20 protein-coding genes are annotated in these 18,373 nt (G+C 61.6%); 10 read left to right on the top strand and 10 right to left on the bottom strand.

Annotated elements, in window-relative coordinates:
* Nucleotides 1-3 precede the first annotated feature (3 nt).
* From RA20_RS20535 to rplM, 4 genes are all read right to left on the bottom strand, one after another.
* Complete coding sequence (locus RA20_RS20535) at nucleotides 4-1,062, bottom strand: adenylate/guanylate cyclase domain-containing protein (RefSeq protein WP_039133087.1); 1,059 nt, start codon at nucleotides 1,060-1,062, stop codon at nucleotides 4-6.
* Nucleotides 1,059-1,427, bottom strand: a complete 369-nt coding sequence (locus RA20_RS20530; protein WP_039133084.1) for a group I truncated hemoglobin — start codon at nucleotides 1,425-1,427, stop codon at nucleotides 1,059-1,061. The genes RA20_RS20535 and RA20_RS20530 overlap by 4 nt, the downstream gene beginning before the upstream one ends.
* A 269-nt stretch (nucleotides 1,428-1,696) precedes the next feature.
* Nucleotides 1,697-2,182 carry a 30S ribosomal protein S9 gene (gene rpsI / locus RA20_RS20525; RefSeq protein WP_039133080.1) on the bottom strand — a complete coding sequence of 162 codons (486 nt, stop codon included), beginning with the start codon at nucleotides 2,180-2,182 and terminating at the stop codon, nucleotides 1,697-1,699.
* A 5-nt stretch (nucleotides 2,183-2,187) separates the two neighbouring features.
* Entirely contained in the window at nucleotides 2,188-2,646 is a 459-nt protein-coding gene (rplM, locus tag RA20_RS20520) for a 50S ribosomal protein L13 (protein WP_039133077.1), read from the bottom strand.
* Nucleotides 2,647-2,938: 292 nt separating this feature from the next.
* On the opposite strand from rplM, the gene RA20_RS20515 reads away from it, so the two are divergent.
* Nucleotides 2,939-3,478: a hypothetical protein gene (locus RA20_RS20515; RefSeq protein ID WP_039133074.1), complete on the top strand. Its 540-nt coding sequence runs from the start codon at nucleotides 2,939-2,941 to the stop codon at nucleotides 3,476-3,478.
* 53 nt (nucleotides 3,479-3,531) lie between these two features.
* On the opposite strand, the gene RA20_RS20510 is transcribed toward RA20_RS20515, so the two are convergent.
* Nucleotides 3,532-4,935, bottom strand: a complete 1,404-nt coding sequence (locus tag RA20_RS20510; protein ID WP_039133072.1) for an aminotransferase-like domain-containing protein — start codon at nucleotides 4,933-4,935, stop codon at nucleotides 3,532-3,534.
* 94 nt (nucleotides 4,936-5,029) lie between these two features.
* Here RA20_RS20510 and RA20_RS20505 point away from each other — a divergent pair, with 94 nt between their 5' ends.
* From RA20_RS20505 to asd, 4 genes are all read left to right on the top strand, one after another.
* A complete protein-coding gene (locus RA20_RS20505; protein ID WP_039133069.1) occupies nucleotides 5,030-5,263 on the top strand; it encodes a DUF1127 domain-containing protein in 234 nt (77 codons plus the stop codon).
* A 244-nt stretch (nucleotides 5,264-5,507) separates the two neighbouring features.
* Nucleotides 5,508-6,014, top strand: a complete 507-nt coding sequence (gene speD, locus RA20_RS20500; RefSeq protein WP_039133064.1) for an adenosylmethionine decarboxylase — start codon at nucleotides 5,508-5,510, stop codon at nucleotides 6,012-6,014.
* Complete coding sequence (gene speE, locus RA20_RS20495) at nucleotides 6,011-6,862, top strand: polyamine aminopropyltransferase (RefSeq protein WP_039133061.1); 852 nt, start codon at nucleotides 6,011-6,013, stop codon at nucleotides 6,860-6,862. Before speD ends, speE begins: the two co-directional genes overlap by 4 nt.
* A gap of 281 nt (nucleotides 6,863-7,143) precedes the next feature.
* Complete coding sequence (asd, locus tag RA20_RS20490) at nucleotides 7,144-8,034, top strand: archaetidylserine decarboxylase (protein WP_039133058.1); 891 nt, start codon at nucleotides 7,144-7,146, stop codon at nucleotides 8,032-8,034.
* Here asd and RA20_RS20485 read toward each other — a convergent pair.
* Nucleotides 8,031-8,453: a PaaI family thioesterase gene (locus RA20_RS20485; RefSeq protein ID WP_039133056.1), complete on the bottom strand. Its 423-nt coding sequence runs from the start codon at nucleotides 8,451-8,453 to the stop codon at nucleotides 8,031-8,033. The two genes, asd and RA20_RS20485, sit on opposite strands and share 4 nt — an antisense overlap.
* A 58-nt stretch (nucleotides 8,454-8,511) precedes the next feature.
* On the opposite strand from RA20_RS20485, the gene RA20_RS20480 reads away from it, so the two are divergent.
* From RA20_RS20480 to gluQRS, 4 genes are all read left to right on the top strand, one after another.
* A complete protein-coding gene (locus RA20_RS20480) occupies nucleotides 8,512-9,300 on the top strand; it encodes an enoyl-CoA hydratase (RefSeq protein WP_039133048.1) in 789 nt (262 codons plus the stop codon).
* A 373-nt stretch (nucleotides 9,301-9,673) separates the two neighbouring features.
* A complete protein-coding gene (gene trmFO, locus RA20_RS20475; protein WP_039133123.1) occupies nucleotides 9,674-11,017 on the top strand; it encodes a methylenetetrahydrofolate--tRNA-(uracil(54)-C(5))-methyltransferase (FADH(2)-oxidizing) TrmFO in 1,344 nt (447 codons plus the stop codon).
* 34 nt (nucleotides 11,018-11,051) lie between these two features.
* On the top strand, nucleotides 11,052-11,666 hold the full coding sequence (locus tag RA20_RS20470; RefSeq protein ID WP_039133046.1) for a class I SAM-dependent DNA methyltransferase: 615 nt from the start codon (nucleotides 11,052-11,054) through the stop codon (nucleotides 11,664-11,666).
* A complete protein-coding gene (gene gluQRS / locus RA20_RS20465) occupies nucleotides 11,663-12,523 on the top strand; it encodes a tRNA glutamyl-Q(34) synthetase GluQRS (protein WP_039133044.1) in 861 nt (286 codons plus the stop codon). The genes RA20_RS20470 and gluQRS overlap by 4 nt, the downstream gene beginning before the upstream one ends.
* 49 nt (nucleotides 12,524-12,572) lie before the next feature.
* Here the strand turns inward: gluQRS and hisI are convergent, their stop codons facing one another.
* On the bottom strand, nucleotides 12,573-12,944 hold the full coding sequence (hisI, locus tag RA20_RS20460; RefSeq protein ID WP_039133042.1) for a phosphoribosyl-AMP cyclohydrolase: 372 nt from the start codon (nucleotides 12,942-12,944) through the stop codon (nucleotides 12,573-12,575).
* A gap of 77 nt (nucleotides 12,945-13,021) precedes the next feature.
* Between hisI and RA20_RS20455 the strand changes: the two genes are divergently transcribed.
* A complete protein-coding gene (locus RA20_RS20455) occupies nucleotides 13,022-13,474 on the top strand; it encodes an iron-sulfur cluster assembly scaffold protein (protein WP_039133040.1) in 453 nt (150 codons plus the stop codon).
* 241 nt (nucleotides 13,475-13,715) lie between these two features.
* On the opposite strand, the gene RA20_RS26325 is transcribed toward RA20_RS20455, so the two are convergent.
* The 3 genes from RA20_RS26325 to ligA form a co-directional block, all read right to left on the bottom strand.
* Nucleotides 13,716-13,838 (bottom strand): hypothetical protein, encoded by a 123-nt coding sequence (locus tag RA20_RS26325; protein WP_275041468.1) that lies wholly within the window; start codon nucleotides 13,836-13,838, stop codon nucleotides 13,716-13,718.
* Between the two features lie 148 nt (nucleotides 13,839-13,986).
* Nucleotides 13,987-16,077, bottom strand: a complete 2,091-nt coding sequence (recG, locus tag RA20_RS20450; protein ID WP_039133038.1) for an ATP-dependent DNA helicase RecG — start codon at nucleotides 16,075-16,077, stop codon at nucleotides 13,987-13,989.
* Nucleotides 16,074-18,326: an NAD-dependent DNA ligase LigA gene (gene ligA / locus RA20_RS20445; protein WP_052249105.1), complete on the bottom strand. Its 2,253-nt coding sequence runs from the start codon at nucleotides 18,324-18,326 to the stop codon at nucleotides 16,074-16,076. The genes recG and ligA overlap by 4 nt, the downstream gene beginning before the upstream one ends.
* Nucleotides 18,327-18,373 lie beyond the last annotated feature (47 nt).

Here is an 18,373-nt window from a genome sequence, read left to right as displayed (position 1 = left end):
CAGCTAGAACCGGGTCGCAGGCTGCGGCGCGCTGAGTTCATCGCCGACGTTGACCAGATGCACTTCGCCGATGCCCTTGATGTCCTCCGGGCCGATGTCGGTAACGCGGAATTCCTCGGACAGCGCCTCTTTCATCTCTTCCGGCGCCACGATTTTCATCGGATTGGCAAAGACTTGCAGACGCGACGCCAGGTTCACTGCGGGGCCGAAGACGTCATAGACGTACTTCTGGATACCGACCACAGAACCGACGGCAGAGCCGGTTCCCAGCCCGATCCGGGCCTCCCATTTGTGCTGATGGCTTTGGTTGCGCCGCTCCAGGTAGCGCAGGAAACGGGTTGCGCAATGAGCAACGGCGGTGGCGTGATCCGGCGCGGCTTCGGGCATGCCTGAGACCGCAAGGTAAGCATCGCCGATGGTCTTGATCCGCTCGCAGCCGTATTGCTCGACAATGCGGTCGAAGGCGGTGAAAATGTCATTCAGCTCGCCCAGGGTCACCGTCGGGTCGGTGCGCGAGGCAAAATCGGTGAAGTTCACGAAGTCCAGCATCACCACCGAAACCGTGGGATAAAGCTGCGGGGTCACCACCCCGAAAGTCTTGAACTCTTCATAGACCGAGCGCGGCATCAGGTTGAGCAGCAGCCGCTCCACCCGCTCTTTTTCGCGCTCCAGCTCACGGGTGTTGCGCTCGACCATGGCAGAATAGCTGTCGATCATGCTCTCCAGCTCGCGGATGCGGGTGATGTTCTGGCATTCGACCACCAGCAGCGCCTCGTCCCGGTGGCTGGCCTGAGAGATATTGATCGCAAAGACCAGCGTGCGCCGCTTCCGCTTTATCTTCAGTTCGGCCGAATACCGCAGCCCCTCCTCGCATAAGGGGCCAAGGTCCTCAGCACTCAATCCTTCAATTGCATCTGTCAGAGAGGCGTCAGGACCAGGAGTGCCGAACCATTCGGCGAAGGGCTGATTATGAAACACAAAACCCAGATCAGAGGCGCGGACAACGGCCACTCCCACGCCAATTGCGCGCAGCAGCTGCTCGTTGATGGCGGCGATGCTCATGCCGCGTCCCGGGTGACGATGATGTTGCGCTTGGCTTCGATTGCCCCAAGAGTGGTGCGGACATCCGGATCTGACAGACCATGCTGTATCAGCGCCTCCTTGAGTAGCGCCCCCATTTCATCGAAGTCCGCATGGGAAATGCCCAAGGCCCTGTGCACCGCCTCCAGCCTCTCGTCGCTGAAAGAGGCCGGCCCGCCCAGCAGCGAGGAAATGAACTTGGTCTGATGGTCGATCAGCCGCGGCATGTCGACATCGGCAAAGTAATCGCCAATCTGATCTGAATCGAGCGCCATCTCATAAAATGTCATCACGACGCGGCTGATGGCGCTGAACCCGCCGTACTTCTCGTAAATCGTTTGCGGCATGTCAGCAGTCCCCCACAGGATGCAGTGCCGCCCATCTTACGCCAATTTTTCCGAAAAGTTAACGGGGCCGCAGGAAAGAGGCTGGTCCGGCCCCGCGCTCAGGCGGGGATTTCCCCTGAATAAGCGGCCTAATCGGCAGCAATGCTCTGCCGCCCATCGATCAGCTCGACTGCTGGCTGAACAGGCTTTATCGGCGCAACAGGACACAGGCCGCAAAGGAAAAGGGCCTGCCAACGGCAGGCCCCTTCCAGAAAAATTGTGTTCCGAAATCAGCGCTTCGAGAACTGGAACGAACGGCGGGCTTTGCGCTTACCGTATTTCTTACGTTCCACAACGCGGCTGTCGCGGGTCAGGAAGCCGGCTGCTTTCAGTGCGCCGCGCAGGGACGGGTCGAACAGCTGCAGAGCTTTGGAGATGCCGTGCTTGACCGCACCGGCCTGACCGGACAGGCCGCCGCCTTTGACGGTGGCGTAAACGTCGAACTGGTCTTCGACGCCGGCAACCTGGAACGGCTGGCGCAGGATCATCTGCAGCACCGGGCGGGCGAAATACTTGTTGATTTCGCGGCCGTTGACTTCGACCTTGCCGGAGCCCGGCTTGATCCAGACGCGGGCAACAGCGTCTTTACGCTTGCCGGTGGCATAAGCACGGCCCAGTTCGTCACGAACCGGCTCACGCGCGATGGTTTCTTCAGCCACTGCTTCCACACCGGTTGCAGCTGCGAGCTCTTCAAGAGTGTTGATCTGATCAGACATCAATATCAGCTCCGGGTGTTTTTCTTGTTCATGGACTTGACGTCCAGAACTTCAGGGGCCTGGGCTTCGTGCGGGTGCTCGGCACCGGCGTAAACGCGCAGGTTGGTCATTTGCTGGCGCGACAGGCGGTTGCCCGGCAGCATGCGCTTGACAGCCTGAGTCACAACGCGCTCCGGGTGTGCACCTTCCAGGATCTCCTGCTTGGTGCGCGACTTGATGCCGCCCGGGTGGCCGGTGTGCCAGTAGAAGTGCTCATCGCGCTTCTTGCCGGTCATCTGGACCTTGTCGGCGTTGATGATGATGACGTTGTCGCCCATGTCCATATGCGGAGTGAAGGACGCTTTGTGCTTGCCACGCAGACGCATGGCGACGATCGAGGCAAGACGGCCCAGAACAACGCCCTCGGCGTCGATCAGGATCCACTTCTTCTCGATGTCTGCCGGAGTAGCAGAGAAGGTTTTCATGGCAGGTCAATCCTGTTTGTCGTGAAGGCAGAATCCCCAACGGGAAGCGCCTGAATGCGATGGAGGGGGTTTACGGGGATCGAAAAGACAGGTCAACAGAGTAAGGCAATAATAAAATGTTTGAATTCAATAGGTTATGAAATAGGTAATATATTACCCCACATCCATTCGGCCTTCCCGCCTGGAGCGAGCCAATAAAGCAACACTTTCTATCCTGTTTTTGCACCAGCTTGCCCTGAAACCAATCGCACCGTTAATCCATCTGCAGAAATTCAACCAGAGAGTACCCAATTTGAAACTTTCCTCCCTTGTCCTGTTGCCGCTGGCCCTGGCGGCAAGCGGCTGCATGCAGTATGCGCCTGTGGACCAGCCGCCAGTCGCAGTTGCTTTTAAGACCGATCACATCGCGAGCCGCGTCACCGGGTACACTGAACCGGTTGTGCGCACCTTTTTCTTTGAATTGAATGCAGAAGAAAGGAAGCAACTGGCGCTCTCTGGGATCAACCGTTCCAATGTAAGCAATGACCGGACAGAGGTCGCCGGCGTTGCCTGCACTTTGGACTCAGCTGAGTTTTCTGCATCTTTCACCACTCCTGCTGTTGTACGCCTGCCAAAATTCAAGGGCCGGCCGACGCCGCTCCGTGTGAACTGCCGGACACCTGAGCAAGAAGCTGAGACAAAGGTACAACCCACACTGGACGGCGTGATTGTCGGCGGTGCCTCAATTGCCGGCCTGGTTGCAGCCGCCGTCACTGCAGGCGTTGCGGCAAGCAAGGACAATTGGTCCTTTGGCGCCAATGAAGTTCCGCTGTGGATTGAACTGGAAGATTAGTAATCTCTTTCAGCTCCAATAAGAGGCCGCCTGCCAAGGCGGCCTCTTCTGTTTCACACGCTTATCTGTTCCGGCGGGTTGTCCAGCAGCGCCCGCAGCCGCAGCATCGCCTCCTCGAAGCGTTTCAGCGACACATGCGCGTTGATGGCAATGCGCACCGCGTGCGGTGCACGGCCGTCACGCAGGGCAAATTCATCCGCTGAACGGATCTGCACGCCGTTGGCCTCAGCCGCGCGGGTAAAGGCAGCTGCGCGCCAGCCGGATGGCAGCCGCAGCCAGACAAAAGGCACGTCCGGGTTCCAAGTCAGGTCAAACCCGCCAAGCGCATTGACCGCCACCCGCACATAACGCGCCATTTCGGCCCGAACTGCCGCCACAAGGTCCGCCAGCCGCGGATCGGTCAGCAGGATACGCACAATTTCTGCCAACGGCTGCGCCAAGCCGAAGTAGCCGTACTCCGCCACCCGCCGCAGATCCGCCGCCCGCCCTTCTGGCGCCAAAGCAAAGCCGACGCGCAGCGCAGGCGTCAGCAGTTTCGAGATTGAAGACACATGCCAGGCCAGCTCCGGCGCCAGCGCCCGGTAGCTGGGCGCCCGCGCCTCGCCCAGCCGGTAGCAGTCATCCTCGACAATCTGCACCCCGTGGCGCCGGGCAATGGCGACAATCTGCTTGCGCCGCTCCAGAGGCGTGTAATTGCCGGTCGGATTGTGCACTTCGGGGCTGGTGCACAGCACCGTGGCACCGGTCTTGCGGATTGCCAGCTCAATCGAGTCGGGGCGGATACCCTGCTCGTCCATGGCCACTTCGACCACTTGCGCACGCAGCAGTTCGGCGGCGCGTCGAAAACCGGCATACGAGAGGTCCTCAACCATGATCACCGGCTGCGGCCCCAGCAGGATTGCCTGCAGCACCACCATCAGCCCGTTCTGGCCGCCGTGTGTCAGTACAATATCGTTTTCCGATATCTTGCCGACCGGCGATTGCGCCAGCCAATCCGCTGCCGCCTGCCGCACAGGCAGATAGGCATTGCGGGTCGGATAGTTGAGGAATTTGGCGGCCTCGCTCCCGGCCGCCTTTTGCATCGCCTCGCGAACCGCCGCCACCTGCCCCATATCGGCGATGCGCGGGCTGAACAGGCTGACATGGCCCGGGTCGCGCGCTTCCAGCAAATGCAGCTCCCGCGACCAAACGTCATCGGGCACCGGTGTCTTCTTTTCAGCTACAAAGGTGCCGCGCCCGACCTCGGCTTCCAGGACGCCCTCATCGGTCAGGATGCTGTAGGCACGGGCGACAGTTCCAGGCGTGATACCCAACTGGTACGCGAGGTCGCGAACCGGCGGCAGCTTTGTACCAATTTTCAAACTGCCTGTTTCCACGGCAGACCGGATTGTATCTGCCACCTTTTTATACTTGGGACCTTTTGTCTCACCTAAGGTTTGCGGCCAAATTGTACCCATTACAATCCATCCTTGGACAACATGCTGAACCCTTTGTATCAAAACAACACGACAAATCAACAGGATTGTATCAACACAATACAGGATAACCACTATGGTACAGCACACGCATATTGCACACTCGAACATGTCCTTTCTGATCAGCCGCCCGGCCCTGCCGGTGCTGGCGCAATGGGCCGTCTCCTTTGCAGTGCTGGTGACCAAGTGGAGCATGCGCCAGCGCACACGAACCCATTTGAAACATCTGAGCGACGCGCAATTGAAGGACATCGGGGTTAGCCGCGAGGACGCCCGTTATGAAGCCACTCTTCCGTTCTGGCGCCCATGATCCCCTGGGCAAAAGAACAACCTGACGGCCGGGGCTCGCCCCGGCCCTTTTTTTTGCCCGGCCTATGGCGCGCAGGATGCAGGCCTCCGCGGGTTACCGGCTATGCAAAAAATAAATGTTGATCGAATCTCCCCCCCGGCCTAAACGCCCCTCACTTTCGGTACCGATCCCAACCCCGGACTCTTATCCGGGGGGGCGCTAAGGGCCGGCTGGATTGTCATCTACTGGAACGAAGGGGAGTGTCATGAAAGACGCCAACCTCTTCCAACTGGGGATCGGTCTGGAGACAGGCGCCCATGAGGAAGATACCGCCCGCGGTGTAACTGCCGCGAATCTCGATGCTGTTGTTGATTCCGACCGCGAAGACCATTTCATCCGCCGCGATGGAAAAGTGTTCGCCGGCACCCACCTGATCATCGAAGTGATGAAGGGCACCGGCCTGGACTGCGAAGAGCGCATCCAGAACGCCTTCCGCAAGATTGTCGATGTCTGCGGCGCCACCCTGCTGCACATCCACACCCACAAGTTTTCGCCCCAGGGCGTCTCTGGCGTGGCCGTGCTGGCGGAAAGCCACATCTCGGTCCACACCTGGCCGGAAATCGGCTATGGCGCCTTTGACGTCTTCATGTGCGGCGATGCGCAGCCCTGGAAAGCCATCGGCGTGCTGAAAGAGGCTTTTGGCACCGATCTGGTCGAGGTCAAGGAACTGCTGCGCGGTGAAGAGCTGATCGCCAAAGAGGTGGCGGCATGAGCGATAACTGGGTCACCGAGAGCCTGCACGCGCATTACGCCCAGCGTCTGCGCGTCGATGAGATGCTTTATGACAGCAACACCGAGCATCAGCGCCTGAAAGTGTTCCAGAACGGCCAGTTCGGCCGCATCCTGACCCTGGACGACGTGGTGCAGACCACCGAAGGCGACAACTTCATCTACCACGAGATGCTGACCCATGTGCCGATCCTCGCCCATGGCAATGCCAAGCGCGTGCTGATCATCGGCGGCGGCGACGGCGGCATGGCCCGCGAAGCGCTGCGCCACACCTCGGTTGAGCATGTCACCATGGTGGAAATCGACGCCGGTGTGGTGGATTTCTCGAAAGAGTATCTGCCGATGCTGAGCGACGGCGCCTTTGACGATCCGCGCCTGAACCTGGTGATCAACGACGGTGCGCTCTTCATGAAAGAGAACACCGAAAAATTCGATGTCATCATCGTGGATTCGACCGATCCGATCGGCCCCGGCGAAGTGCTGTTCACCGACACCTTCTATGGCCACGCGGCGCGCTCGCTGACCGAGGACGGCATCATCGTCACCCAGAACGGCGTCCCCTTCATGCAGGGCGACGAGCTGACCGGAACCCTGCGCGCGTTCCAGGCGCTGTTTTCGGACGCCTCCTGCTATCTGGCTTCGGTGCCGACCTATGCCGGCGGGCCGATGGCCTTTGGCTGGGGCAGCCACTCTGACAAGGCCCGCAACGTGAGCCTCGCCGACGTCGAGGCGCGCTTTGCCGCTGCCGGGATCGAAACCGGCTACTACAACCCGGAGATCCACAAGGCTGCCTTTGCCTTGCCGAACTACGTGAAAAAGCTGTTTCCCTAAGAAACATCCGATTGAGGGGGCCGTGGCCCCCTTTTTCATTTACGCGGCCTTTACGCTTGCGGCCTGGCCATCCCCCGCACAGGCCGCCTTCTGCAAAGCTCTTCCACACTCAGGCGACGCCCCGGCCCTGCTTCTTTCTGGTCTCAAATACCCCGGGGTGAATTGGCCAACGGCCAAGAGGGGCAGCGCCCCTTATCCACGATTGCCGCGCATTTCCCCCTTGGCCCGGGCTCCGCATCTTGCTAGGCGCGGCGAAAGTTTCATCAGACCTGGCAGGCCCCATGCAGCGCGATCCGATCCTTGTTGTTGACCGGGACACCGGCGAAACCTTTGAAGAGGTGGTGCTGGGCGAGAAGTGGATCCGCTGGGCCTATCAGAACGCCAGCGCCAAGCCGGTGGAAAAACTGCTGTTCCGCTCTGCGATCGTCAGCCGCTTGATGGGCGCCTGGTTCGGCTCGCGGTTTTCCAAGGGCAAGATTTCCGCCGTGATTGACGAGCTGTCCATCGACATGGATGAGGCCACCGCCCCGGCGGAAAGCTACGCCTGTTTCAACGACTTCTTTGTGCGGAACCTGAAGCCTGAGGCCCGCCCCTACAGCGAAGACCCGCGCGACATTGTCTCCCCGGCTGACGGCCGGGTTCTGGTGTTTCCGGAACTCACTGAGGATGTCTTTGTCCCGGTCAAAGGCTTTCCGATGTCGCTGAACACCATGCTGCCCGGCATTTCCGAGCGCTTTATCGGCGGCGCGCTGGCCATCGTGCGGCTGTGCCCGGCGGATTACCACCGCTACCATTTCCCTGCCGCTGGCCGGATCACTGCTGCCCGGGACATCAACGGCGCTTTGCATTCGGTGAACCCGATTGCGCTGGGGGCCGGCCCGGATGTGTTCGGCGAAAACAAACGGTCCTGGACACTGATCGAGACCGAAACCTTCGGCACCTACTGTTTTGTCGAGGTCGGCGCCTTCGGTGTCGGCTCCATCGTCAACACCCGCACCTCCGGCGACGTGCAGAAGATGGACGAAAAGGGCTATTTCAAGTTCGGCAGCTCCACTGTGGTGGTGGTGTTCGAACCGGGCAAGATCCGTTTCTCGGGCGATCTGGTAGCAAACAGCGCCAAGGGACGGGAAACCCTGGTCAAGGTCGGCCAGCCCTTTGCCACCGCACTCTAACGCTTGGGCGGGATCGAATAGGTCATCGAGGCGCGGGCCACCGGCTCTGCCTGGCCTTCGGAATACATCAGCACATCGGCCACCGCCAAAACCCGGCCCAGCTTCAGCAGCCGCGCTTCGGCAATCACATCGGCGCCCGCAACCGGTTTGCGCATGAAATCGAGCGAACAGTTGGTGGTCACCGCCAGCGCCTCGCGCCCCAGCCGCGACAGGATCAGCGCATAGATTGCGCAATCGGCCAGCGTAAACATCGACGGGCCGGACACGGTGCCGCCGGGCCGCAAGTGTCGTTCAGCGGTCAGCAGCCGCATCCGCAAACCGCTCTCATCCATCGCGTCGATGGAAAAATCCTCGCGCACCTGGGGAAAGATCTCGTGCAGGTACTCCGTCAGCCCTGCGACATCAAATGCCAGCGCCATGCTTTTCCTTTCCGCTAACCCCGCCTAGAGTTGCCGCAACCCTTGATAGGAGAGCAAGATGGCAATTCTGGAACGTTGCGACACGGGAAGCATAGCCCGGCTGACAATGAACACGCCGGAGAAGCTGAACGCCTTGTCGGACGAGATGCTGGCCGCACTGCAGGAGCAGATCGATGCTTTGCGCGAAGACAGCAGCATCAAGGTGGTGATCCTGTCCGGCACCGGCAAAGGTTTTTGCGCAGGCCATGATATCAAGCAGATGACCGCAGGCCGAGCGGCCGAGGATGGCGGCAAGGCCTATTTTCAGGATCTGTTTGCCCGCTGCACCAGCGTGATGACCGGGCTGCAGTCCCTGCCCCAGCCGGTAATCGCCCAAGTCCACGGCATCGCCACGGCGGCGGGCTGCCAGCTGGTTGCTTCCTGCGATCTGGCCGTAGCAGCGGAAGGCACCAGGTTTGGCGTCAACGGCGTCAACATCGGCCTCTTTTGCTCCACCCCGATGGTGGCGCTGTCCCGCAACATCCCCCGCAAGCAGGCGTTTGAGCTGCTGACTACTGGCGAGTTCGTCGACGCCGCCCGCGCCGTCGAGCTTGGCCTGGCCAACCGGGCTGTACCGTTGGAGGAGCTGGAAGCAGAAACCACCAAACTCGCTGAAACCATCGCCTCCAAACTCGGCGCCGCGGTGAAGATCGGCAAACAGGCATTCTATGAACAGCTGCAGATGCCGATAGATCAGGCCTATGCCTATACCAGCGGCGTGATTGTCGAGAACCTGATGTACCGCGACACCATCGAAGGCATGGCCGCCTTTATCGAAAAACGCGCGCCCGACTGGCAGGACAGCTGAGCCTGACGGAGAATTCCAGCACAAAACATGGAATTCTCCGAAAATTTTAGGCTTTGTTTACTAATCCGCACTAACTGTTTCCATAAGAAGCCAATGATCCGCTTTCAATTCGGGCGGAAAGATGGCAAAGATTGGGCACAGCCGACGAGCAATCACCGGCTGGCACAATTTGGGCTGCTGCTGCGGAAGGGTCCCTCCAGCCGGATCTCTCTCTCCGGTGTACCATTCCCGCAGCGGCGGCCCCAAATATCCCTTCCAGGCCCCCAGATTAAGCACTCCACTGCATTCATGCGGGAAATGTGGCAGCATAGTGGCCCGCCTTGGGCCTCCATATCTGTTGCACCGGCCCGCCCCCTGCCCTATGTCGCGGGGCATGACAAAGACATTGCATATCGTGGGCGGCGGCATGGCCGGCTCGGAAGCGGCCTGGCAGGCGGCAAACATGGGTGTACAGGTGGTGATCCACGAAATGCGCCCCAAAGTCGAAACCTTTGCCCACCAGACCGGCAACCTGGGCGAGATGGTCTGCTCCAACTCCTTCCGCTCGGACGATGATGAGCAGAACGCCGTGGGCCTGCTGCATTGGGAAATGCGCGCCGCAAACGGGTTGATCATGACCACAGCGGATGAGCACCGCCTGCCCGCCGGCGGCGCCCTCGCCGTGGACCGCGATCCCTTTGCCGAAACGGTGACAGCCAAGCTGAAAGCGCATCCGAATGTCTCAGTCTCTTACGAAGAAATCACCGGGCTCCCCGAAGACGGCCATTGGATCTTTGCCACCGGCCCGCTGACCTCGCCAGAGCTGGGCAAGGCCATTCAAGCAGAGACCGGCGCCGAAGCGCTGGCCTTCTTCGATGCCATCGCCCCGATTGTCTATGCTGAAAGCATCGACATGTCCCAGGCCTGGATGCAGTCGCGCTATGACAAGGGCGAGACCGAGGAAGAGCGTACCGCCTATCTCAACTGCCCGATGACCAAGGACCAGTACGAGGCCTTCATCGACGCGCTGCTGGCTGCCGACAAGACCGAGTTCCACGAAGGCGAAACAGCCGGCTATTTCGACGGCTGCTTACCGATCGAGGTGATGGCCGAACGCGGCCGCGAAACCCTGCGCCACGGGCCGATGAAGCCGGTCGGCCTGACCAACCCGCATCAGCCCGAGACCAAGGCCCACGCCGTGGTGCAGCTGCGCCGCGACAATGCACTGGGGACGCTGTTCAACATCGTCGGCTTCCAGACCAAGATGAAATACGGCGCCCAGACCGAGGTGTTCAAGATGATCCCCGGTCTGGAAAACGCCAGCTTTGCCCGCCTCGGCGGCATCCACCGCAACACTTTCCTGAACTCGCCCACCCTGCTGGACAGCCAGATGCGGCTGAAGTCCAAGCCCCACATCCGCTTTGCCGGCCAGATCACCGGCGTTGAAGGCTATGTGGAAAGCGCAGCCATGGGACTGCTCGCAGGCCGCATGGCCGCCGCCGAGATCCTGGGCCAGGACCTGCCGGAAGTGCCGCAGGACAGCGCCATGGGCGCTTTGATCCATCACATCACCGGCGGCGCGGAAGCCAAGACCTTTCAGCCGATGAACGTGAACTTCGGCCTGTTCCGCCCCGTTGACGGCCTCAAAGGCGGCCGCCGCGGCCGCAAGGACCGCTACAAGGCCTACACCGACCGCGCCAAGGATGTCTGGCAGCAATGGCTTGGTAACTTTTCCTAGACGGATTGCAGCTGCCGCGCCTAAGCTTCAAGGCATGAGCGAAAAGTTTCTGGACAAGGCCTACGACCTTGAAACACCGGAAGCGACCCAGGATTTTTACAATCAATGGGCCGCTTCCTATGATGCCGAGATTGCCGAAAACGGCTACGCAACCCCGGGGCGGATTGCCGAGGCGCTGGCGCAGTTCCAATCAGACTTGAGCGAGCCTGTGCTGGACTTCGGCTGCGGCACCGGGCTTTCGGGCCTGGCGCTGCGGCGGCAGGGGTTTGAAACCGTCGACGGCATGGAACCCTCGGCAGAAATGCTGGCCCAGGCGCAGGCAAAAGGCGCCTACCGCAAGATCACCCAAATTGATACCGCCAACCGCAAGCCGATCCCGCGCGGCGCCTACCGGCTGGTCACCGGCTGCGGCGTGCTGGGCACCGGCGCGGCGCCGCCGGAAGTCTTCGACATGATCCTGCACGCGCTGCCCCGGGGCGGGCTGTTCACTTTCTCCTACAATGATCACGCCCTGGCGGACCGCGCTTATACCGGAAAGCTCATCGAATGGGTCGACGTTGGCGCCGCAAGGCTGCTATTTCAGGAACACGGGGAGCACCTCCCCGGGCTAGACCTGAAATCCACCGTCTATGTGATTGAGAAAGCGTGATATTCACCACCCGTTTTGCGCCCTCGCCAACCGGACCGCTGCACCTGGGCCACGCCTATTCGGCGATGCTGGCCCATGATATGGCCATGGCAGAGGGCGGCACGTTCCTTTTGCGCATCGAAGATATCGACCAATCCCGTGCCCGCCCTGCCTGGGAGGCGCAGATCTATGAGGATCTGGCATGGCTCGGCCTCTCCTGGCCGCAGCCAGTGATGCGCCAGTCGGACCGGCTGCCGCGCTACCGCACCGCGCTGGAACAGCTAACTGCCATGGGTCTCACTTATCCCTGCCGCTGCAACCGTGCTGACATTGAGGCCGCAGCCGGCGCGCCGCAGGAAGGCGTTCCGCAATTCGGCCCCGATGGCCGCATCTACCCCGGCACCTGCCGCAACCGCCCGGCAGTTGAAGCCACCGGTCAGGACGTGATCCGTCTGAATATGGAAAAGGCCGTGCGCGCAACCGATCTGCGCAGCTTCACCGAGACCGGATCCGAGTTCGAGGGCCAGCACCAGCTGGACCCGGACCAGCTCATCTCAACGGTCGGCGACATCATTCTGGTGCGCCGCAACATGGGCAGCTCCTACCATCTCTCGGTTGTCACCGACGATGCGGACCAAGGCATTACCCATGCGGTGCGCGGGGCGGATTTGTTTGAGGCCACTCAAATCCACGTGCTGCTGCAAAGCCTGCTGGGCCTGCCCACACCCGTCTACCACCACCACCGCCTGATCCGCGACGATCAGGGCAAACGTCTCGCCAAACGCGACGACGCCCGCGCCATCGCCAAATACCGTGCCGAGGGCGCCACTCCGCAGGACATCCGCAAAATGGTGGGCCTGCCGCTTCTTTCTGGATGAAAATACCCCCGCCGGAGGCACGGCCCGCCAGGGCCGTACCTGAAACGTTTCAGCCCATCGGCTTCATCAGTTCAACCTCGTCCCCATCCCGCACCGCGGTATAGAAGCAGGTCCGCCGGTTGGTGTGGCAGGCCGCCCCGGTCTGGCGCACCACTGCCAGCAGGCAGTCGCGGTCGCAATCCACCCGCAGATCGACCAGTTCCTGCACGTGCCCCGATGTTTCGCCCTTGATCCAGAACGACTGGCGCGAGCGCGACCAATAGGTGACCCGGCCGGTTTCCAGTGTTTGCATCACCGCATCGGCGTTCATCCAGGCCATCATCAGCACCTCGCCCGAGGTTTCATCCTGGGCAATGCAGGGGATCAAACCGGCCTCGTTGTAGGTCAGGCTCGCGGGATCGAAAGACAAGGGCGAAGACATGGGCAAAAACCTTTTGCATCTGCTGTTTGGCTCCCTATGTATGGGGAACGGTGAAACAGGGAAACCCCGGGAAGCACATGTCTGGCGACTCCGATCTGATCAAGCTCTATTCCTCGCGCATTCTGGCGCTGGCGGCGGATATTCCGCACCTGGAACGGCTGGAGGCCCCGGACGCCACAGTCAAGAAGCGCTCGCCGCTTTGCGGCTCCGCCGTGACCGTCGACATCACGGTCGAGGACGGGCGGATCTCGGATTTCGGCCAGGACGTAAAGGCCTGTGCCCTGGGGCAGGCCTCCGCCGCAGTGGTTGGCGCCAATGTGATCGGCCGCTCGCTGGAAGAGGTTGAGACCGCCCGCAACCAGCTCAAGGCCATGCTGACTCAGGACGGTCCGGTGCCGGGCGCGCCCTTTGACGGCCTGGAAGTGCTGCAGCCCGCCAAGGAATTCAAGAACCGCCACGCTTCGATCATGCTGGCGCTGGAGGCCACGCTGGAAGCCATGCAGACCGCCGCCAAGGAGCAATGCGCCTAAGGCGACCCGGCCTGCCGCTCTGCGGCATCTTCACCTGAGCCAATGAAAAAACCGCCGCGCATCCGGGCAGATGGCGGCGGCAGTTTTGCTCTGCTATGCGGGACCCGGGCAGGCCAGGCAGGATCTTGAGGCAATCCAAATAGAGATCGGAACAGGCGGATGATCTCTGAAGCAGTCCGGGACAGGAAAGGGCCGGCCCGGCACAGCAGATGCAATCAGGAAAACGTAAAACGCTGCCGGATCAAAGCAGGCCCGGAAGATGCAGCGCAGCCACCAGCATCACCATCAGCGAGGCCGCGCCAATGGCGTCCTGCAGCAGGGTCGAGTGGGCATTCTGAATAGTGCTTTTGATCTGTGCAATCATGGCTCGGGCCTCCTCCAGTCTGTCTCGCTGCTCTCTGGCAACCTTGTTGCCCCTTTGTTCTCATTTTTCAGGACACCTGTAAAGAACTTTTTGAGAACATTTGCGAACAGAGTGGAACATCGCCAGGCAATGCTTGCGAGTGCGGGCCCTAACCTACTGTAATCAAACGGATTGCCTGATCCTGCTTCATCAGCCACAAGAGAACACGCGCCGCCTTGCCGCGGGGGCTTTCCAGCGCCGGATCCGCCGCCAGCAGCGCCCGCGCGTCGCTTTGCGCAACCGCCATCAGCCCGGCCTGGCGTTCGAGGTCGGCAATAAGGAATTTCGGCAGGCCGGATTGCGCGGTGCCGATCATGTCGCCCGCCCCGCGCATCTGCAGATCGGTTTCAGAGATCCGGAAGCCGTCCTCCGTCTCGCGCAGCACCTCCAGCCGCTTGCGGCCGCCTTCGGTCAGCGGCGGCTGATACATCAGGAGGCAGGTCGACTCGGCACTGCCCCGCCCGACCCGGCCGCGCAGCTGGTGCAGCTGCGCCAGGCCAAATATCTCAGCCCGCTCGATCACCATGATCGAGGCATTGGGTACGTTCACCCCCACCTCGATCACCGTGGTGGCGACCAGAACTTTGGTCTTGCCCGCCTGGAACGCCGCCATCGCGGCATCCTTCTCGGCGGGCGGCATCTGGCCATGCACCAGGCCAACCGTGCCTTCACCCAGAACCGCACGCAAATGTTTGAAGCGTTCCTCGGACGCGGTCAGGTCGCTCAGCTCGGACTCATCCACCAGCGGGCACACCCAGTAGCACTGCCGCCCCTCGGCAATTGCCTTGCGCAGATGGTCCACCACCTCCTGCATCCGCTCGGTGCTGATCACCGCGGTTTTAACCGGCTTGCGCCCCGGCGGTTTCTCATCCAGCACCGAAACATCCATGTCGCCGTATTGCGCCAGCGCCAAGGACCGCGGGATCGGCGTCGCTGTCATTACCAGCACATCGGCGCCCTTGCCTTTTTCTGCCAGCTCCATTCGCTGGCGCACGCCGAACCGGTGCTGTTCGTCGACAATCGCCAGCCGCAGGTCGCGAAATTCCACATCCTGCTGAAACACTGCATGGGTGCCGACAAGGATATGAATGTCGCCGCGTTTGAGCGCCGCCAGTTTGGCCTTGCGCTCAGAGCCCTTGTCACGCCCGGTCAGGATCTCGAGCACCACGCCGGCATCCTCGGCCAGCGGCGCCAGGCCTTCCATATGCTGCTGCGCCAGAATGCCGGTCGGGGCCATCATCACCCCCTGCCCGCCCGCTTCAACTGCAACCAGCAAAGCCATGAAAGCAACCAATGTTTTCCCCGCGCCAACATCCCCCTGCAGCAGCCGGTTCATGCGCTTGTCCGCGGCCATGTCGCCCGAGATTTCTTCGATCGCCCGGGCCTGCGCGCCGGTGGGCCGGTACGGCAGCGCCTTCAGAACACGGGACTGCAGACGTCCGGTTGCCACGCTTTGAATGCCGCGTGCCTTGCGCTCGGTCTGCCGGGCCAGCGCCAGGGTCAGCTGGTGCGCAAACAGCTCGTCATAAGCCAATCGCGCCCGTGCCGGAGCCTCGGCCGCCAAGTCATCCGCGCCCTGCGGTTCATGCGCCGCGGCGATCGCCTCGTGCCAGGCAGGCCAGTTCTCTTTCAGGGCCTGCGCTGGGTCGATCCATTCTTCCAGCTCAGGCACCCTTTCCAAGACACTTTGCGCCGCCTTGAACATCGTCTTCTGCGTCACCCCGTGTGTCAGGCGGTAGACTGGCTCAAAGGACGGGATGCTATCTGCCTCGGCCAGCGGCAGCATGTGGTCCGGGTGCACCATATTGGCGATGCCGTCGAACAACTCCACCTTTCCCGAAACCACCCGGCGGGAGCCTTCGGGCAGTTGCGCCTCCAGATAGCGGCTGCGGCCGTGGAAAAAGACCAGCTGGAATTCGGTCTCTGCATCTTCCACATGAATCCGGTAGGCACCGCCCCGGTTGCGCGCCGGGCGGTGGCGGCCGATGGTGACCTCCACCGTCAGCGTGGCGGGCAGCTCGGCGCCTTGAATTGACGTCCGCCGCCGCCGGTCCACCACGGAATAAGGCAGCGAAAACAAAAGGTCCCGAGGCGTTTCTATATCAATCTGGCTTAGGGATTGCGCTGTTTTCGGGCCGACACCCTGCAGGGTTTCGGCGCCGGCAAACAGCGGAAACAGAATTTCGGGACGCCCGCTCATGCCTCTGCGATCAGCTCCAGCCAGCCGTCTTCATCCAGCGTCTGAATACCCAGCTCCGCCGCTTTCTTGGCCTTGGAGCCAGCGCCAGGACCCGCCACCAGAATATCAGTCTTTTTCGACACCGAACCCGAAACCTTGGCGCCCAACGCCTCGGCGCGGGCCTTGGCCTCGGCGCGGGTCATCTTTTCCAGCGTGCCGGTAAAGACCACGGTCTTGCCCGCAACCGGGCTGTCTGCCGCCGGTGCATCCGGCGCAACAATGGTCAGCTTGGCCGCCAGCCGGTCAATCGCGGCGCGTTCCTCAGGATTGGCAAAAGCATCCGACAGCGACAGGCCCAGGACCGCGCCAATGCCGTCAACGCCAATCAGATCCGCCCAAGCCGCCGCAGCGGCCACAGGGACATTGCAGGCAGCCACGGCAGCGGCACGGGTATCAGAGATCCTGGCACGGCGGCCCTCGCCGGCAGCGGCCTGGCGTTCCGCCTCCTCCGCTTCATCCGCAGCCCGATGCGCCAAAGCGGCCGGGCGGGCCGTATCAACCGCCTCAGCCATTGCTTGCCAGCTGCGGTAGTGCAGCGCCAGATCACGGCCCGCAACTTCGCCCGCGTGGCGCATGCCCAGGGCAAAGATTAGCTTGGCCAGCGGGATCGTCAGCTTTTCCTCAATCGCGGCAAAAAGATTGTCGGCGGATTTATCCCCCCAGCCTTCACGGTTCTTCAACTGCTGCAGCCCAGAGCCGTAATTCGCTTGCAAATCAAAGATATCTGCAGGTTCCTTGATCCAGCCATCGCTGTGGAACTGCTCCACCTGCTTGGCGCCGAGGCCTTCGATATCAAAGGCCGCGCGGGAGACGAAATGCTTCAGCTTCTCAACCGCCTGTGCCGGGCAGATCATCCCGCCCGAGCAGCGGCGCACAGCATCGCCCTCTTCGCGCACCGCCGGGCTGCCGCATTCCGGGCAAAGATGCGGGAAGGCGTAGGCCTCAGCCTCAGCGGGGCGTTTGGACAGGTCCACATCCGCAACTTTGGGAATCACATCGCCTGCGCGGTAGATCTGCACCCAGTCGCCTGCGCGGATGTCCTTGCCGCCGCGGATTTCTTCCCCTTTGGAATCGCGCCCCTGAATGTAGTCCTCATTGTGCAGCGTCGCGTTGGAAACCACCACGCCGCCCACAGTTACCGGCGCCAGACGCGCCACAGGGCTCAGCGCCCCGGTGCGGCCGACCTGAATGTCGATGGCTTCGAGCCGGGTCCAGGCCAGTTCCGCCGGGAATTTATGCGCAATCGCCCAGCGGGGGGTGGTGGAGCGGAAACCCAGCCGGCCCTGCAGAGCCAGGTTGTTTACCTTGTAGACCACGCCGTCGATGTCATAGCCCAGCGTAGCCCGCTGTTCCTCGATGCTACGGTAGTGGGCGATCATCTCTGCCACCGTGGCGCAAAGCCGGGTCAGCGGGTTGGTCTGAAAGCCCAGAGCTTGCAGCCGCGATATCGCTTCAATTTGCGTTTCTGCCAGCGGCTGGCTCAGCTCACCCCAGCTGTAAGCAAAGAACCGCAAAGGCCGGGCGCGGGTAATCTCTGCATCCAGCTGCCGCAAAGAGCCTGCCGCGGCATTGCGCGGATTGGCAAAGGTCTTGCCCCCGCGTTCTTCATGACGCGCGTTCAGCGCCTCAAAATCCGCGTGGCTCATGTAGACTTCGCCGCGCACTTCCAGCACATCCGGCGCGCCTTCCAGCTGATGGGGGATATCGGCAATTGTCATGGCATTTGCGGTGACATTTTCCCCAACCGAGCCATCGCCTCGGGTCGCAGCCTGGGTCAGCCTGCCCTGCTCATAGCGCAAAGACAGAGAGAGCCCGTCAATTTTGGGTTCTGCGGTGAACCCCAGGCTGTCGCTGCCTGCAAGGCCAAGGTACTTGCGGATGCTGCGGTCGAAATCCGTGACATCCTCGTCTTCAAAGGCATTGCCCAGGGACAGCATGCGGATGGCGTGGCTGATCTTGCCAAAGCCCGAGGCTGCGGGTGCACCGACGGTTTCCAGTCGGGTGGCTTCAGATGCCAGGTCCGGATGCGCTTCGGCCAAAGCCCGGTAGCGCCGTTTCAGCGAATCATACTCCGCGTCGCTGATCTCTGGTGCATCCGCCTGATGATAGGCCAGGTCCGCGGCCTGCAGCCGGCCCTCCAGGGCCAGAAACTCTGCCTTGGCTTGTTCTGCCGTCAGGCTGGCCACGTCTTTTTCTGATTGTTCTGCCACGCGCGGTCCCTCTTCGTTCTCACCATCGGTGATAAGGTGCTGCGCGC

The sequence above is a fragment of the Leisingera sp. ANG-Vp genome (genome assembly GCF_000813725.1).
Lineage (GTDB): Bacteria > Pseudomonadota > Alphaproteobacteria > Rhodobacterales > Rhodobacteraceae > Leisingera.
Note: the sequence above shows the minus strand (reverse complement) of the source record. Positions and strands in the feature narration are given on the sequence as shown.

Bases quoted from the DNA above. Each gene is read 5' to 3' on its own strand.
- RA20_RS20535 (WP_039133087.1), bottom strand. From the start codon at position 1,062: ATGAGCATCGCCGCCATCAACGAGCAGCTGCTGCGCGCAATTGGCGTG.
- RA20_RS20530 (WP_039133084.1), bottom strand. From the start codon at position 1,427: ATGCCGCAAACGATTTACGAGAAGTACGGCGGGTTCAGCGCCATCAGC.
- rpsI (WP_039133080.1), bottom strand. From the start codon at position 2,182: ATGTCTGATCAGATCAACACTCTTGAAGAGCTCGCAGCTGCAACCGGT.
- rplM (WP_039133077.1), bottom strand. From the start codon at position 2,646: ATGAAAACCTTCTCTGCTACTCCGGCAGACATCGAGAAGAAGTGGATC.
- RA20_RS20510 (WP_039133072.1), bottom strand. From the start codon at position 4,935: ATGGGTACAATTTGGCCGCAAACCTTAGGTGAGACAAAAGGTCCCAAG.
- RA20_RS20505 (WP_039133069.1), top strand. From the start codon at position 5,030: ATGGTACAGCACACGCATATTGCACACTCGAACATGTCCTTTCTGATC.
- speD (WP_039133064.1), top strand. From the start codon at position 5,508: ATGAAAGACGCCAACCTCTTCCAACTGGGGATCGGTCTGGAGACAGGC.
- speE (WP_039133061.1), top strand. From the start codon at position 6,011: ATGAGCGATAACTGGGTCACCGAGAGCCTGCACGCGCATTACGCCCAG.
- asd (WP_039133058.1), top strand. From the start codon at position 7,144: ATGCAGCGCGATCCGATCCTTGTTGTTGACCGGGACACCGGCGAAACC.
- RA20_RS20485 (WP_039133056.1), bottom strand. From the start codon at position 8,453: ATGGCGCTGGCATTTGATGTCGCAGGGCTGACGGAGTACCTGCACGAG.
- RA20_RS20480 (WP_039133048.1), top strand. From the start codon at position 8,512: ATGGCAATTCTGGAACGTTGCGACACGGGAAGCATAGCCCGGCTGACA.
- trmFO (WP_039133123.1), top strand. From the start codon at position 9,674: ATGACAAAGACATTGCATATCGTGGGCGGCGGCATGGCCGGCTCGGAA.
- RA20_RS20470 (WP_039133046.1), top strand. From the start codon at position 11,052: ATGAGCGAAAAGTTTCTGGACAAGGCCTACGACCTTGAAACACCGGAA.
- hisI (WP_039133042.1), bottom strand. From the start codon at position 12,944: ATGTCTTCGCCCTTGTCTTTCGATCCCGCGAGCCTGACCTACAACGAG.
- RA20_RS20455 (WP_039133040.1), top strand. From the start codon at position 13,022: ATGTCTGGCGACTCCGATCTGATCAAGCTCTATTCCTCGCGCATTCTG.
- RA20_RS26325 (WP_275041468.1), bottom strand. From the start codon at position 13,838: ATGATTGCACAGATCAAAAGCACTATTCAGAATGCCCACTCGACCCTG.
- recG (WP_039133038.1), bottom strand. From the start codon at position 16,077: ATGAGCGGGCGTCCCGAAATTCTGTTTCCGCTGTTTGCCGGCGCCGAA.